9 protein-coding genes are annotated in these 14,346 nt (G+C 70.1%); 7 read left to right on the top strand and 2 right to left on the bottom strand.

Going from position 1 to position 14,346, the window contains the following annotated elements; all coding sequences use genetic code 11:
• The first annotated feature begins 128 nt into the window (after positions 1-128).
• The 7 genes from RPIT_RS10810 to RPIT_RS10780 all read left to right on the top strand — a co-directional run bounded on the left by RPIT_RS10810 (position 129) and on the right by RPIT_RS10780 (position 9,969).
• Entirely contained in the window at positions 129-1,487 is a 1,359-nt protein-coding gene (locus RPIT_RS10810) for an MFS transporter (protein WP_077343111.1), read from the top strand.
• Between the two features lie 2 nt (positions 1,488-1,489).
• Entirely contained in the window at positions 1,490-3,592 is a 2,103-nt protein-coding gene (locus RPIT_RS10805) for a molybdopterin oxidoreductase family protein (protein ID WP_077343109.1), read from the top strand.
• Positions 3,589-5,070 (top strand): FAD-dependent oxidoreductase, encoded by a 1,482-nt coding sequence (locus RPIT_RS10800; RefSeq protein WP_077343107.1) that lies wholly within the window; start codon positions 3,589-3,591, stop codon positions 5,068-5,070. Before RPIT_RS10805 ends, RPIT_RS10800 begins: the two co-directional genes overlap by 4 nt.
• A gap of 107 nt (positions 5,071-5,177) precedes the next feature.
• Positions 5,178-7,778 (top strand): nitrite reductase large subunit NirB, encoded by a 2,601-nt coding sequence (nirB, locus tag RPIT_RS10795; RefSeq protein WP_077343105.1) that lies wholly within the window; start codon positions 5,178-5,180, stop codon positions 7,776-7,778.
• Positions 7,775-8,170 carry a nitrite reductase small subunit NirD gene (gene nirD, locus RPIT_RS10790; RefSeq protein ID WP_077343103.1) on the top strand — a complete coding sequence of 132 codons (396 nt, stop codon included), beginning with the start codon at positions 7,775-7,777 and terminating at the stop codon, positions 8,168-8,170. Before nirB ends, nirD begins: the two co-directional genes overlap by 4 nt.
• Positions 8,171-9,283 carry a uroporphyrinogen-III synthase gene (locus RPIT_RS10785; protein ID WP_077343101.1) on the top strand — a complete coding sequence of 371 codons (1,113 nt, stop codon included), beginning with the start codon at positions 8,171-8,173 and terminating at the stop codon, positions 9,281-9,283. It abuts the gene before it with no gap.
• Positions 9,280-9,969, top strand: a complete 690-nt coding sequence (locus RPIT_RS10780; protein WP_077343099.1) for a sirohydrochlorin chelatase — start codon at positions 9,280-9,282, stop codon at positions 9,967-9,969. Before RPIT_RS10785 ends, RPIT_RS10780 begins: the two co-directional genes overlap by 4 nt.
• An 8-nt stretch (positions 9,970-9,977) precedes the next feature.
• On the opposite strand, the gene RPIT_RS10775 is transcribed toward RPIT_RS10780, so the two are convergent.
• Both RPIT_RS10775 and RPIT_RS10765 read right to left on the bottom strand, forming a co-directional pair.
• Positions 9,978-10,160, bottom strand: a complete 183-nt coding sequence (locus RPIT_RS10775) for a hypothetical protein (RefSeq protein ID WP_077343097.1) — start codon at positions 10,158-10,160, stop codon at positions 9,978-9,980.
• A gap of 785 nt (positions 10,161-10,945) precedes the next feature.
• Positions 10,946-14,296, bottom strand: coding sequence for a DEAD/DEAH box helicase family protein (locus RPIT_RS10765; protein WP_077343093.1), 3,351 nt, complete (start codon positions 14,294-14,296; stop codon positions 10,946-10,948).
• Positions 14,297-14,346 lie beyond the last annotated feature (50 nt).

The raw sequence follows: 14,346 nt of genomic DNA, 5'->3' as shown, positions 1-14,346 counted from the left end.
GCGCGTGAGGAAGCAGTGACAGGGCCGTTACCGCCTGCGTCATCCGTCGTCACACCAGCCTCCTAGGTTCGATCACGAGCAGCGTCGCTCAGGTATTCCGTGATCGAGAGAGAACTGAAGGAGCGACCATGACCACCACGCGCATCCACCCGCCGACCCAGCGGGCCACCGCCGTCGAGCTGACCCACCGTCCCGGCCGGTGGATCGACGGCTGGGACCCGGAGAACCCGGTCCAGTGGGGGTCCGTCGGGCGCCCCATCGCCCGGCGCAACCTCGTGCTGTCGATCTTCGCCGAGTTCCTCGGCTTCGCCGTCTGGGCGTTGTGGAGCATCGTGGTGCCGCAGCTCAACGGCGTCGGGTTCGACCTCAGCGTCAACCAGATGTTCTGGCTGGTCTCGACGCCGGCCCTGGTGGGCGCCACGCTCCGACTGCCGTACACGTTCGCGGTGCCGCGCTTCGGGGGCCGCAACTGGACGGTGGTCTCCGCGCTGCTCCTCCTGCTGCCCGCTGGAACCCTGGCCTGGGCCGTCAACCACCCCGAGCTTCCCTTCGGCGTCCTGATGGGCATCGCCGCGTTGGCAGGTGTGGGCGGAGGCAACTTCGCCTCATCGATGGCCAACATCTCCTTCTTCTTCCCCGCGAAGGAGAAGGGGGCCGCCCTCGGACTCAACGCGGCAGGCGGCAACGTCGGCACCGCAGCGGTCCAGCTGGCCGTGCCGATCGTGATCACGCTGGGTGCCGGACTCAGCCTTGACCGTGCGGGCCTGATGTTCATTCCCCTGGCGCTGCTCGCGGCCGTGCTGGCCTGGCGGGGCATGGACAACCTGTCCAACGCGAAGTCTGATCCCCGCGCCTATGCCGTGGCACTGCGGCACCCTCACACGTGGATCCTGTCGTTCATCTACATCGGCACCTTCGGTTCGTTCATCGGCTACTCGGCCACGTTCCCGACGTTGCTGAACAACCTCTTCCCGACGGTGACGCTCTCGCTGGCCTTCCTGGGGGCACTCGTCGGCTCCGTGTCGCGGCCGTTGGGCGGGCACCTATCCGATCGCCTCGGCGGAGCGCTGGTGACCTGCGTCTCGTTCGTCGCGATGGCGGTGGGCGCCGTGGGCGCCATCATCGGCCTGCAGGAACAGTCCTTCCCGATCTTCTTCCTCTCGTTCCTGTGGCTGTTCGTGTTCACCGGCATCGGGAACGGATCGGTCTACCGGATGATCCCGGCGGTGTTCTCCGGCACGTCAGCGAGCGACCCGATGTCCCTGGTCGCCGCGGGTCGCGCGGCAGCGGGGTGCATCGGCATAGCGGGGGCGGTGGGGGCCTTCGGCGGGTTCCTCATTCCGCAGGGCTTCGCTCTCTCGAGGACGTTGACCGGGAACCTGCAGTCGGCACTGTGGGTGATGGTGGCCGTCTACCTCGTGATGCTCGGGGTCACCTGGTTCACCTACCTGCGCCGCGGTTCGCGCCTTGCCGAGCTGAGGGTATAGCCGTGACCGCCACCCACTGCCCCTACTGCGCCCTCCAGTGCGCCATGGAAGTGGCTCCGACGGGGACCCGCGGCGCGACTCCGACGATCACCCCGCTCGAGTTCCCCACCAACCGGGGCCGGCTCTGCCAGAAGGGCTGGACAGCGGCGGAGGTGCTGACGACGCCGGACCGGCTGACCAGTCCTCTGATCCGCCGCGACGACGAACTGGTCCCCACCGATTGGGACACGGCGCTCAGCTTCGTCGCCGACACCCTGCTCCGGCTGCGTGCCGATCATGGCCCGGAGTCGGTGGCCGTGTTCGGTGGAGGCGGGCTGACCAACGAGAAGGCGTACCAGCTGGGCCGCTTCGCGCGGGTGGCGCTGGCCACGCCGAACATCGACTACAACGGTCGGTTCTGCATGTCGTCGGCGGCCGCGGGTGGGCGACGCGCTTTCGGTCTGGATCGGGGACTGCCATTCCCGCTGACCGACCTCGACGGCGCGGACGCCATCGTCCTGGTCGGCTCCAACCCGGCCGAGACGATGCCGCCGTTCGTGACGCACCTGGCAGGGACACAGGAGGGCGGCGGGCTGATCGTCGTCGATCCCCGCCGGACTCCGACGGCGGCCCTCACCAGCGACGGTCGGGGACTGCACCTGAGCCCGCTGCCCGGAACGGACCTGGTGTTGCTCCTCGGGCTCACCCAGATCCTGTGGACCGAAGGTCTGGTCGACCGGGACTATCTCGCCGAGCGGGCGTCGGGCGTCGACGAGCTGCGGGCCAGCATGGCCGCCTGGTGGCCGGAACGGGTCGAGCGCGTCACCGGAGTCCCGGTGGCGGACATCCGGAGGGCGGCCCGCCTGCTTGCGGCCGCCAGCCCTGCCCGGGGCGGTCGCGGGGCATACGTGCTGACCGGGCGCGGGGCGGAGCAGCACGCCCACGGCACAGACACCGTCACCGCGGCGGTCAACCTGGCCCTGTGCCTCGGCCTCCCCGGACGTGTCGGGTCGGGTTACGGCTGCCTCACCGGGCAGGGCAACGGCCAGGGCGGGCGTGAGCACGGGCTCAAGGCCGATCAGCTGCCCGGCTACCGGTCGATCTCGGACCCTGCCGCGCGGGCCCACGTGGCCGAGGTCTGGGGGATCGACCCGGACAGCCTCCCGGGCCCCGGCCTTCCGGCGGTGGCGCTGTTCGAGTCCCTGGCCACGCCGGGCGGCCCGCGCGCCATGCTGGTCCACGGCGCCAACCCCGTCGTCAGCCTCCCCGACGTCCTGAGACTGACGGAACGGCTCGGTGCGCTCGACCTGCTCGTGGTCAGCGACTTCGTGCTGTCGGAGACGGCTGCCATGGCCGACGTCGTCCTCCCCGTGACGCAATGGGCGGAGGAGACCGGCACCATGACCAACCTCGAGGGTCGCCTGCTGCTCCGGGCGCAGGCCACTGAACCACCGGTCGGTGTCCGCACCGAACTGGAGGTGTGGAGCGACCTGGCGGAGCGACTCGGCAGCCCCATCCCGTTCAGCCCAGACCCTGCCGTGGTGTTCGACGAGCTGGCCCGCGCCAGCGCGGGGGGCGTCGCCGACTACTCGGGCTTCAGCCACGCCCGGCTGCGCGACGGCGAGGCGTTGTACTGGCCGTGCCCGGCGCCCGACCATCCCGGGACGCCACGCGTGTTCCTGGACAGGTTCGCCACCCCCGACGGGCGGGCGGTTCTCCACCCCGTGGACCAGGCACCCCCCGATGACGCCCTGACCCCGGAGCTGCCCCTCTACCTGGTGACCGGGCGCGTGTTGCAGCACTACCAGTCCGGTGCCCAGACGCGTCGCGTCCCCGCGCTCGCCGACGTCGAACCCGAGGCCTACGTGGAGCTGCACCCGCTGCTGGCCGGACGACTCGGCATTGGCGCCGGTGACCGCGTGGCGGTGCACTCCCGTCGAGGCAGCTGCGAGGCCGTGGCCCGTCTCACCGAGGGCATCCGCCTCGACACCGTCTTCATGCCCTTCCACTACCCGGACGCCGGTGCCGTGAACCGGGTCACCAACGCCGCCACCGACCCGATCTCGGGGATGCCCGAACTCAAGGTGGCCGCCGTGCGGCTCGAAGCGATCAGGGGCGCGGCATGAGTCACAGGATCGTCGTCGTCGGCCATGGCATGGTGGGCCACCGGTTCCTCGCCGACCTGGCCGCCCACCGGCTCGAGGGGACCCGGACCACGGTGCTCGGCGATGAGCCGCACCCCGCCTACAACCGGATCCTGCTGCCCGACGTCCTCCTCGGCCGGTCGGACCTGGCGGGCCTCACCCTCCCCGAGACCCCAGGCGTGCGGCTGCTGCGGGGACGCCGGGCAGCCACCATCGACCGCCTCCGGGGAGTCGTCGTCGATTCCACCGGCGAGGAGCACCCCTTCGACACCCTCGTCCTTGCGCTCGGCGCAGACCCCGTGTTCCCCACCGTCGACGGCGTGGTCGGGGCGGACGGGAATCCCCTGCCCGGGGTGGCCGCCCTCCGCACCTGGGACGACGCGCACCGCGTCCGGTCCGCCGCCGAGGAAGGCGCCCGCGTCGTGGTCATGGGAGGTGGTGTGCTCGGCGTCGAGGCCGCCGTTGCCCTGGCCGCCGCCGGGAGCGAGGTCACCGTCGTCCACCGCGGCTCCACCCCGCTGGACCGGCAGTTCGACGCCGACAGCGGAGCCGTCGTCCGTGCCGGTCTGGCCGACCTGGGCATCACCACCCTCGTGGACGTCCGCGTCTCCGGGGTGGAACGCCGACGCGACGGCACGCTGGCCTCCGTCCGGCTGACCGACGAGCGGCACATCCCGGCCGACCTGCTGCTCGTGGCGATCGGCGTGCGGCCCCGGACCCGTCTCGCCGAGGAGGCGGACCTCGGGGTGCGCAACGGCATCCTGGTCAACGACTCGTGCCGCACCGACGACCCGGCCATCTACGCCATCGGCGACTGCGCCCGCACGCCGCGCGGCTGTTCGGGTCTGGTCGGCCCCGGCTGGGAGCAGGCTCGAGTGCTGGCGCACCACCTCGCCGAACGGATCAGCGGCCGCTCGCGCCCGCGGCCCGTGCTCGGCGCGGACGGCGGAGTCTTCCGGGTCAAGGCGGAAGGACTCGAGGCCGTCACCATGGGCGAGTTCCCCGACGACGAGTTCACCCCGGGCGCCGCGAGAGTGCTCAGCCTGACCGACCCGGCCGGGCGTCGACGCGTCCGATTGGCCGTGGCTGACGGTCTCCTGGTGGGTGCGACCTGCGTCGGCGACCCCCAGGTGGCGGCTGATCTCACCGTCGCATTCGACTCCCGGACACCGGTGCCGGACGACCCTGCCGCCCTCCTCGCGAGGCCGTTGGCCGGGGCGTCCGCACCCGCCTCCGTGGTCGACCTGCCGGAGACGGCCGTCGTGTGCCGCTGCAACGCGGTGACGAAGTCGGCGATCACGGCCGCCGTGGCTGCCGGCGCGGACACCGCTGAGGCCGTGGCGAACGCCACCCGGGCGTCGACCGGCTGCGGGAGCTGCACCTCCGATGTGTGCCGTCTCGTGAGCGCCCTCGGCGAGGCCGGCGGCTCGCGCTCACTGGACCGGGTCACCGTCGCGTGAGTCCCTTGTTGCACGGCCGAAACGTTGCTGACCCAGCCCCGGAAACTGGAACGCCTAGCGTTCTGGTCACCGAGGAACCCATCGAAAAAGGATCCCAGGAGGCAGAGATGAGCAAGCTGTGTGTGGTGGTCGGGGGCGGCATGGTCGCCCACCGATTCGTCGAGGCACTGCGTTCGCGCGACGAGGCCGGCGAGTGGCGCGTGACCGTGCTGGCCGAGGAGCCTCGCCCGCCCTACGACCGGGTGGCCCTGACCAGCTACTTCGAGAACCGCGACCCCGAGCTGCTCAACCTCGGCGAGGCGCACCTCTGGCAGGACCCGAACGTCAAGCTGCGGCGCGGCGCCAAGGTGGTCTCCGTGGACCCGGCGGCGCACACCGTCATCACCGAGAACGGCATGTCGCACGCCTACGACTCCCTGGTGCTGGCCACCGGCTCCTACGCGTTCATGCCGCCGGTGCCCGGCCGTGAGCTGCCCGGCTGCTTCGTCTACCGCACCATCGACGACGTGGCGGCCCTGCGCGGCTACGTCGAGACCCTGCAGGAGCGCAACCCGAAGCGCCGCATCCGTGGCGCCGTCATCGGCGGCGGACTGCTGGGCCTCGAGGCCGCCGGCGCGCTGAAGAAGCTCGGCGCCGACGCCACCGTGGTGGAGTTCGCGCCCAGGCTGATGCCGCTCCAGGTGGACGACGGCGGCGGCGAGTCGCTCAAGCGCCTCATCGAGGCCATGGGCGTCGACGTCCGCGTCGGCACCGCCACCTCGGCCATCAAGGGCCGGATCGCAGTCGAGAAGATGGTCTTCAACGACGGCTCCTCCATCGACGTAGACGTGGTGATCTTCGCCACCGGCGTCCGCCCCCGCGACGAGCTCGCCCGCGACGCCGGCCTCGAGGTGGGGGAGCGCGGCGGCATCGTCGTCGACGACACCTGCCGTACCGCCGACCCCGACATCTACGCCATCGGCGAGGTGGCCTGCATCCAGGGCCGCGTCTGGGGCCTCGTCGGCCCCGGCTACACCATGGCCGAGGTGGCGGTGGACCAGATGCTCGGTCGCTCCGGCACCTTCACCGGCGGCGACCTCTCCACCAAGCTGAAGCTTCTCGGCGTCGACGTGGCCAGCTTCGGCGACGCCTTCGGAACCACTGAGGGCGCCCTGTCAGTGGTCTACACCGACCCGATCGCCGGCGTCTACAAGAAGCTCGTCCTCTCCGACGACGCCCGTACCCTGCTCGGCGGCATCCTGGTGGGCGACGCCTCGGCCTACGCCGGCCTCCGGCCGCTGCTGGGGCGGCCGCTCGGCGTGGACCCCGCCGCGTACCTGGTGCCCGCCGGCGCGGAGGGCGCCCCCGTCCAGGGCGAGCTGCCCGACGACGCCCCCGTGTGTTCCTGCAACAACGTGACGGCGGGCGCGATCCGCTGCTCGGTCACGGAGGGCGGCTGCACCGACCTCGCGGGCGTCAAGGCGTGCACCAAGGCCGGCACCAGCTGCGGCTCCTGCCTGCCGCTGGTCCGCAAGCTGATGGTGGCCGAGCTCGAGAAGTCCGGGACGGTCGTCAGCAACGCCCTGTGCGAGCACTTCGAGCTCTCCCGGGCCCAGCTGTTCGACGTCGTCCGCGTCACCGGCCTCACCACCTTCTCCGAGATCATCGGCCGGCACGGCCGCGGCCGCGGCTGCGACATCTGTAAGCCCGTCGTCGCCTCGATCCTGGCCAGCCTCGGCAACGGGCACATCCTGGCCGGTGAGCAGGCGGCGATCCAGGACACCAACGACCACGTGCTGGCCAACATCCAGAAGGACGGCACCTACTCCGTGGTGCCCCGCGTGCCAGGCGGCGAGATCACCCCGGACGGGCTCATCGTGATCGGTCAGATCGCCCGCGACTTCGGGCTGTACACCAAGATCACCGGCGGTCAGCGCATCGACATGTTCGGCGCACGGATCGACCAGCTGCCCGACATCTGGCGGCGGCTCGTCGACGCCGGGTTCGAGTCCGGCCACGCCTACGGCAAGTCGCTGCGCACCGTGAAGTCCTGCGTCGGGTCCACCTGGTGCCGCTACGGCGTGCAGGACTCAGTCGGCCTCGCGATCGACCTGGAGCTGCGCTACCGGGGGCTCCGCTCGCCGCACAAGCTCAAGCTCGGCGTCTCCGGCTGCGCGCGTGAGTGCGCCGAGGCCCGCGGCAAGGACGTCGGCATCATCGCCACGGACAAGGGCTGGAACGTCTACGTGGGCGGCAACGGCGGCTTCACGCCCCGCCACGCCGTCCTCCTGGCCGAGGACCTCACCACCGAGGACCTCGTGCGCACCATCGACCGATTCCTCATGTACTACGTGCGCACCGCGGACCGGCTGCAGCGCACCGCGGTGTGGCTGGAGAGCATCGAGGGCGGCCTGGACCACGTCCGCCAGGTGATCATGGAGGACTCGCTCGGCATCGCCGCGGACCTCGATGCCGCCATGGCCGGCCACGTCGACGGCTACCGCGACGAGTGGCGCGACGTTCTGGAGGACCCGGTCAAGCTGGCCCGGTTCGCGGGCTTCGTCAACGCGGCCGACGCCGTCGACGACAACCTCCAGTACGTGGGGGAGCGCGGACAGGTCCGCCCCGCCACCGACGCGGACCGCGAGTCCGGCGTCGAGCTGGTCGATTCCGAGCGGCGGCCGGTCCTGGTCGCCGGACCCACCATCCCCATTGGAGGAGCGCGATGAACCCCAGCACCGAACCCGTCTGCCACCTGGACTCCCTCCTCCCGGAGCGGCCCGTGGCCGCCCTCGTCGAGGGCCGCCAGGTCGCCGTCGTCCGGCTCCACGACGACCGGGTGGTCGCCGTCGGGATGTGGGACCCGTTCGCCCGCGCCAACGTGATGGCCCGTGGACTGGTCGGGTCGTCGCTGGTCGACGGCGAGGACGTGCCCGTACTGTTCTCTCCCATGTACAAGCAGGCGTTCGACCTCCGCACCGGGGTCTGCCTGTCCGACCCGGGCAAGGCGCTCGGCACCTGGGAGGTCACGGTCCTCGACGGCCGGGTGTTCGTCGGCGAGCAGCTCTCCGCCGAGGCGCCCCTCCGTCACGCCGAGGCCGGGCTCGCGAAGGCGGGCTGAATGGACAGCACCTCAACCCCGCTCGCCGGCTGCCGGGTGGTCCTCACGGCGAAGCGGCGCGCCTCGGAGTTGGCCTCGGCACTGGAGCGGCGGGGGGCGGAGGTGATCCGGGCGCCCATCCTGTCCATCGTCCCGCACGCGGACGACGAACTGTTGATCGCCCAGACCCGGGCGCTGATCGCGGACCCGCCCCACGCAGTGGTCGCGACCACCGGCGTCGGGTTCCGCGGCTGGATGGACGCAGCCGACGCGGCCGGGTGCGCCGACGAGCTCCTCGCGGTGCTGCGCCGGGCTCGCATCATCGCCCGCGGCCCCAAGGCGCAGGGCGCGGTGCACGGGGCCGGACTGACGGCGGACTGGGTGGCCGACTCAGAGACGGCGGCGGAGATCAAGGAGTTGTTCGACGACGAGGGCGCGGCGGGCCTGCACGTGGCCGTCCAGCACCACGGCTCGGGCAGCGACGGCATCGACGAACTGCTGGTGGAACTCGGTGCACGCGTCACCTCCCTCGTCGTCTACCGATGGGGGCCCTCGCCCGAGCCGGAGGCTGTGACCCGCGCCATCGGCCTCGTCGCGGCAGCTGAGGTCGACGCCGTCGCGTTCACCTCCGCCCATGGCGTCGTGGAGTTCCTGGCCGCCTGCGAACGGGAGGGCCGCCGGGACGAGGTGCTGGCGGCGATGGCCGGGCCGGTGATCCCCGCCACGGTCGGTCCCGTCACGGCGGCTCCGCTGCTGGAACTGGGCCTGAACCCACTGATCCCCGACAGGTTCCGGCTTGGCGCGCTGGTGCGTGAACTCAGCGCCGCCCTGGCCGAGCGCGGCGTCGCGGAAGTGGCCACACCGGCAGGCGCGTTGCGGCTGCGGCGTTCCGCTGCGATCCTCGACGGCCGGGCCCTACCCCTCAGCCACGTCCAGTTCGCGGTGCTGCGCGCCCTCGTCGAGGCCAAGGGGGGCGTGGTCTCCCGGGAGGACATCCTGGGGGTGCTGCCCGGCTGCTCCAACGATCCGCACGCGGCGGAGGTCGCCGTGGCGCGGCTGCGAGACGGGATGGGGGATCGGTCGCTGGTGCGCACCGTGCCGCGGCGGGGCTACCGACTGGAGGTCGGCGCGTGAAGCCTGCCCTCGTCGTGTGCGCCCACGGCACGGACGACCCTGACGGCCGGGCCACCGTGGTGGCCATCGCGGAAGCCGCCGCGGGGCGGCTGCCGGACGTGACAGTGGAGGTGGCCTACGTCGACGTGCAGGAACCCAAGCTGGACGCTGTCGTGGACCGACTCGTCGCCGCGGGCGAGCACGTCGTGGTGGTGCCGATTCTGCTGACCCTGGGTTTCCACACTGAAGTGGACGTGCAGGAGGCCATTGCCGATCATCCCGGGAGAGCCGTCTCGACGGGTCCCCTGGGACCGGACCCGCGTCTGGCGGACGCTCTGGTCGACCGGCTGCGCGAGGCACGGGTTCCCGAGGACACGGCCGTCGTGGTGGGCGTGGCGGGATCGTCGCGCCCGGAGGCGGCCGAGGTGGGTCGCGGCGTGGCCCGCTCCGTCCAGTCCCGTTGGTCCGGGCCGGTGACGGTGGGGTTCCTGGCCGTCGCTGAGCCCAGCGTCCCTGACGCCGTCGCCGCAGCCCGGAGCACCGGGCCGGTGGCACTCGCGTCCTACCTGATCGGACGTGGGTTCTTCCAGCGCAAGCTCGCGAAGGCAGGTGGGGACTTCCTGGCCGAGCCGCTCGGGGACCATCCCGGGTTGGTCGACGTGGTCGTCGATCGCTATCGCTCAGGCTGTCGACACCTCACGGTCTGAGCTGCGGGTCAGGAAGCGTGGTGGGCCTCCCAGCCGGCAAGCCCCTGGTGCATCACGCCGGGGTTGTGCATGCCGTCGAAGCCCTCGTGGGACTGGCACATGCGGACGTGGTCGGCAAAGTCGCGGGCCTCTGGCTCAGCGGCACCGGCCGGGGCAGCGGCAGCGCGAGCCGGGGAGAGGGCTGTCCTCATAGAAGAGTTGCGCTGTACGTGCGTTGTTGCGTGCGGTGTGCGTGCGCCGCGCTAACGGGGCTAACGGGAAGGCGTGGAATGGGGCGAGGGTTGAGTCCTCAGCAAAGGGCGCTGCTGGAGGCTCTGGGTGCACATGACGTTGACGCGGTGTGGGCTGGGCCGTGGCGTCGCTCGGCGAAGCGGCTCGTGCGGCGGGGACTCGCTCGGGCCATCTATCTGCGGAAGCAGGACCGCTCTGGACGGATGGTGGCGCACCTGGCTCTTACGGCTCCTGATAGCCAATTGCAGGGTGATGCCTATCCGCTGGGCTCCCCGGGTTGGGTCGATGCTCCGCCCCCCAGCCTGCTGACGTTCGGCACTCGTCTCCAGGCGTTGGTCGTGGGTCAGAGTCTCGACAGGCCGGTGTCCAAGTTCTACGTCACCAGCTGGGCGGCAGAGGAGCGGCGGGCCCATTCAGCGGTGGTCCAAGTAGCGGTCCCGAGAGAGCTGGACGGTTGACGTTGCTCGCTCACAACCGTGCTCACAAACCGCACAACATTCAGTGATTCTCGGGGACACCCGAAGTGATCAAATGATACGGGATATTGTGAGTTTGTGATGAGAAAGGCCTAGCCAGCGAGACTTTGAATCAGGATTAGCGAAGTAGGTTCGACTCCTACCCGGGGAGCTTCAACCTGGGTCGCGTCCGGACGAATGGTGGCATCGCCCCTCGCCAACGTGAGACGGACCAAGGCGCGTGGACATCGACCGAGGCGATCCGAGCGATCCGCGTTGGAGTCCCGCAGCTAAGCAGCGCCTCCGGGGATGGCGTGGGCCTTGACGTCGCGGAGGATGCTGACGATGTCGTCAACCTGGGCGTCGGGGAAGACGTAGTCGGGACCAGTGGGTGCGTGGTCGGTGTAGGGGGACTCGTAGAGCCGTGAGGGTTCCACAGCGCCGGTCTGGGTGAGCTCGTCGACGATGAGGTTGACGAATCGAATTTGGTCGACCGTGGCGTTGCCGTTGTCGAGGAACTGGCGGAAGGCTTCGACCGCGGCCGTTCTGTCGAGTCCGACGAGGCTTCTGATGAAGAGTCCGAGGCCACCGGAGTGTTCGGCTGCCCATACGATGTCGGTGGTCTTCCCGGCGCCGCTGGCGGCGAGCATCTCTTCGAGGGAGTCCAGGTCGGCAGCGGTGAGTTGCTTATTGCGTCGCAGGCGTTGAAGGGCGACGTGGTCCTGGTGCTGTCGCAGGTAGGCGGCGGCCTTGGCGCGGAAGCGTGCGAGGTCGGTGCCGGGGGTGAGGCCGGGGAGTTGGACGGCTCGCTGGTCGCCGAGGGTGTCTTCGAAGTCGGTGTAGAGCGGCGTGCGGGTGGTGCGGTCGACGAGCCGCACGAGGCCGCGCAGACGCAGCCTCGCGAGTTCGAGCATGTCGAGGCTGACATCGACCCACCACTCGTCGCTCGCGACCTCTTCCAGCAGAACCGCCTGCTGCTGAATCGAGGGGATGGCGGTCTTGCTCAGCAGTGAGGAGGCGATGTTCTGGACCGCTTCCCGGATCTGCTCGGCGGTGACGGCGTCGCCTTGGAGTTGGGCGAGCTGTCGTCGGAGGATGAGCAGGTCGAAGCGCTTTGCGGCCTCGTCCGGGTCCGTGACGGCGGAAGGGAGGCCTCCGAGGGGGAGAGCGGCCTCCGCGTCCCCTGGGGTGAGGGCTGTCCAGGAGTCGCGGTCGGTGAACCGCTCGACGGCGTGCCGGTGGGGCCGGACCAGGACGTTGTCCAGCGTCATCCCGGTCACGAATCCGTGGAGCGAGTCGACGGTCGTGGCGCGAAGTTCGGAGTCGTCCAGGGCGGTGACGAGGCCGAGGCGTGCTTCGAAGATCCGCTGGGTGAGGGACTTCTGGGTGGATCCCTCCACGGTTGGGAGGTCGTGGCCGAAGAACTCCAGGTTGCCGCAGAAGTCGAAGACGAGGAAGTCCTGCTTGTCGTTCCCGGGACCGTAGAGGTCGGGGCGGAGGCGGGTGCCGCGACCGATCATCTGCCAGAACTTGGTCTTGGAGCGGACCATCTTGAAGAAGACGAGGTTGGCGACATCTGGCACGTCGATGCCGGTGTCGAGCATGTCGACGCTGATCGCGATGTGCGGTGCCTTGTGGGGGGTGGAGAAGTCGTCGATCAGCGACTGGGCGTAGGGGGTGCCGTGGGTGATGACGCGGGCAAACCGCCCTGCGTGCTCGGGCCAGCTGAGGTCGAAGCGCTCCTGGATGAACTCGGCGTGGCGCTGGCTCTTGGCGAAGATGATCGTCTTGGCGAGCCGGTCATCGCCGGCGACCTTGTGGCCGTGGTCCATGAGGGTGGCGAGGACCTTGTCGACGGTGTCCTCGTTGAACAGGAAGCGGTTGAGTTCCTCGGCGCCGACCTCGTCTGGCGGGTCATCTTCGCCCCAGTCGAGGGTGTCCCACTGGTCCTTCTCGTCCTCGGACAGGTCGGCGTACTTGATGCCTTGGCGCAGGAACTTCGTCCCGACGTCGACCCCGCGCGGCGGGACCAGATACCCGTCGGCGACGGCTTCGTCCAGTCCGTAGGCGTCGGTGGGGACGCCATCTTCGAGGTGGAACAGGCGGTAGGTGTTGTGGTCGACCTCGTCCTTCGGGGTGGCCGTCAAGCCGATCAGCAGCGAGTCGAAGTAGTCGAAGATTGCCCCGTACTTGGCGTAGACCGACCGGTGGGCCTCGTCGATGATGACCAGGTCGAAGTAGCCCGGGCCGAACCGGCGGGCGCCGTCGTCGACCTGGTTGATCAAGTTCAGCATCGTCGGATACGTCGACACGTACACCCGACCGTCGGTGGACTTCTCCGTGACCAGGTTGACCGTGGCCACGCTGGGCAGCTGCGCCTTGAACACGCCCACGGCCTGGTTCACCAGAGCGGTACGGTCCGCCAGGAACAGGACCCGCTTCACCCACCCGGCCTTCATCAACTGGTCCACCAGCGCAATCACGGTGCGGGTTTTCCCCGACCCGGTGGCCATGACCAGCAGCGCGTCGCGCTGTTTCTGGTCGAACGCCTGACCGACCGCCTTGATCGCCCGCACCTGATACGGGCGCCCAGCGATCGACGTATCCACCGCCGCCGTCGACAGCACCCGGCGAGACGTGCGGCGTTGGATCATCAACTCCAACTCGTCAGCGGTGAAGAACCCTTGGACCTCCCGTGGCGGGTACCCTGCCACGTCGTCCCAGAGCCAATGCTCGTAGCCGTTGGTGAAGAACACGACGGGGCGGCGCCCGTAGGTTGCCTCTAGGCAGTCGGCGTACAGCTTGGCCTGCTGCTGGCCGACCTGTGGGGACTTGGTGGTGCGCTTGGCCTCGACCACCGCCAGAGGTAGCCCGTCGGCTCCCCACAGCACGTAGTCCACGAACCCGCGACCCTCGGCGTTCGGCATACCTGTGACCTCGAACTCGCGATCCCGAGCTTCGACCAGCGGCCACCCCGCCTCCCGCAGAAGTAGGTCGATGAACAGATCGCGGGTCTCGGACTCCGAGTAGTCATGCTCATCGGCCACCGCGCCAGCTGCCTGCGCGGCTTCGACCTCAGCCCGCAGCCTCGCGATCTCCGCATCCTTGGCGGCCGCGACCTCGTCGCGTTCCGCCCGGACCCTCGCCAGGGCCTCGTCCTGGGCCTTCAGACGCGCTGCCAGCCTGGTCAGCTCATCGCGGCTCAGCGGGGCCGCCTTGGCCGCCAGAGAGGCGTCGAACCGGGCAGCAGTCGCGACCGCCTCGGGGGCGGGGGAGTGGTGGAATGCCGCCCAGACCAGGACGTGGTGCAGCTCCCGCAGGACGGCCAGCGACAGATCCTGCCCCACAGCCCGCGTTTCATGCACAGCGCTGTTCCCTGCCCTGCGGATCAGGTTCAGCTTGTGCGAGATCGTCCGGCCGGTCAGCTGCTGGAAGGCCGGGGCGTTGGTCCGTGCCGCCAGATCGTCCTGGTAGGGCTCAGGAAGCCTCCTGAGGGCGTAGAGGTGGTCTACCAGGCCCTCGACCGTCCGGCGGGCGTAGAAGCACGCAGAGCGCGGATCAGAGGCAAGGTAGGACTCGGCCCGGGCAGCATCAGCGTGCAGGGTGGGAATGGTGGCACGTAGGAACGCGAAGTTGCTCATCGGCACTGTCCGGACTGTCGGCAACTCTCTATCAACCCCCACATGCGAAG

This window comes from Tessaracoccus flavus, from assembly GCF_001997295.1.
In the GTDB taxonomy this organism is placed as follows: domain Bacteria; phylum Actinomycetota; class Actinomycetes; order Propionibacteriales; family Propionibacteriaceae; genus Arachnia; species Arachnia flava.
This window is presented reverse-complemented; position numbering and strand designations above follow the sequence as displayed.

Excerpts from the sequence above, each read along its gene's own strand:
- RPIT_RS10775 (WP_077343097.1), bottom strand. The coding sequence starts at position 10,160 with ATGAGGACAGCCCTCTCCCCGGCTCGCGCTGCCGCTGCCCCGGCCGGT.
- RPIT_RS10800 (WP_077343107.1), top strand. The coding sequence starts at position 3,589 with ATGAGTCACAGGATCGTCGTCGTCGGCCATGGCATGGTGGGCCACCGG.
- nirD (WP_077343103.1), top strand. The coding sequence starts at position 7,775 with ATGAACCCCAGCACCGAACCCGTCTGCCACCTGGACTCCCTCCTCCCG.
- RPIT_RS10785 (WP_077343101.1), top strand. The coding sequence starts at position 8,171 with ATGGACAGCACCTCAACCCCGCTCGCCGGCTGCCGGGTGGTCCTCACG.
- nirB (WP_077343105.1), top strand. The coding sequence starts at position 5,178 with ATGAGCAAGCTGTGTGTGGTGGTCGGGGGCGGCATGGTCGCCCACCGA.
- RPIT_RS10765 (WP_077343093.1), bottom strand. The coding sequence starts at position 14,296 with ATGAGCAACTTCGCGTTCCTACGTGCCACCATTCCCACCCTGCACGCT.
- RPIT_RS10810 (WP_077343111.1), top strand. The coding sequence starts at position 129 with ATGACCACCACGCGCATCCACCCGCCGACCCAGCGGGCCACCGCCGTC.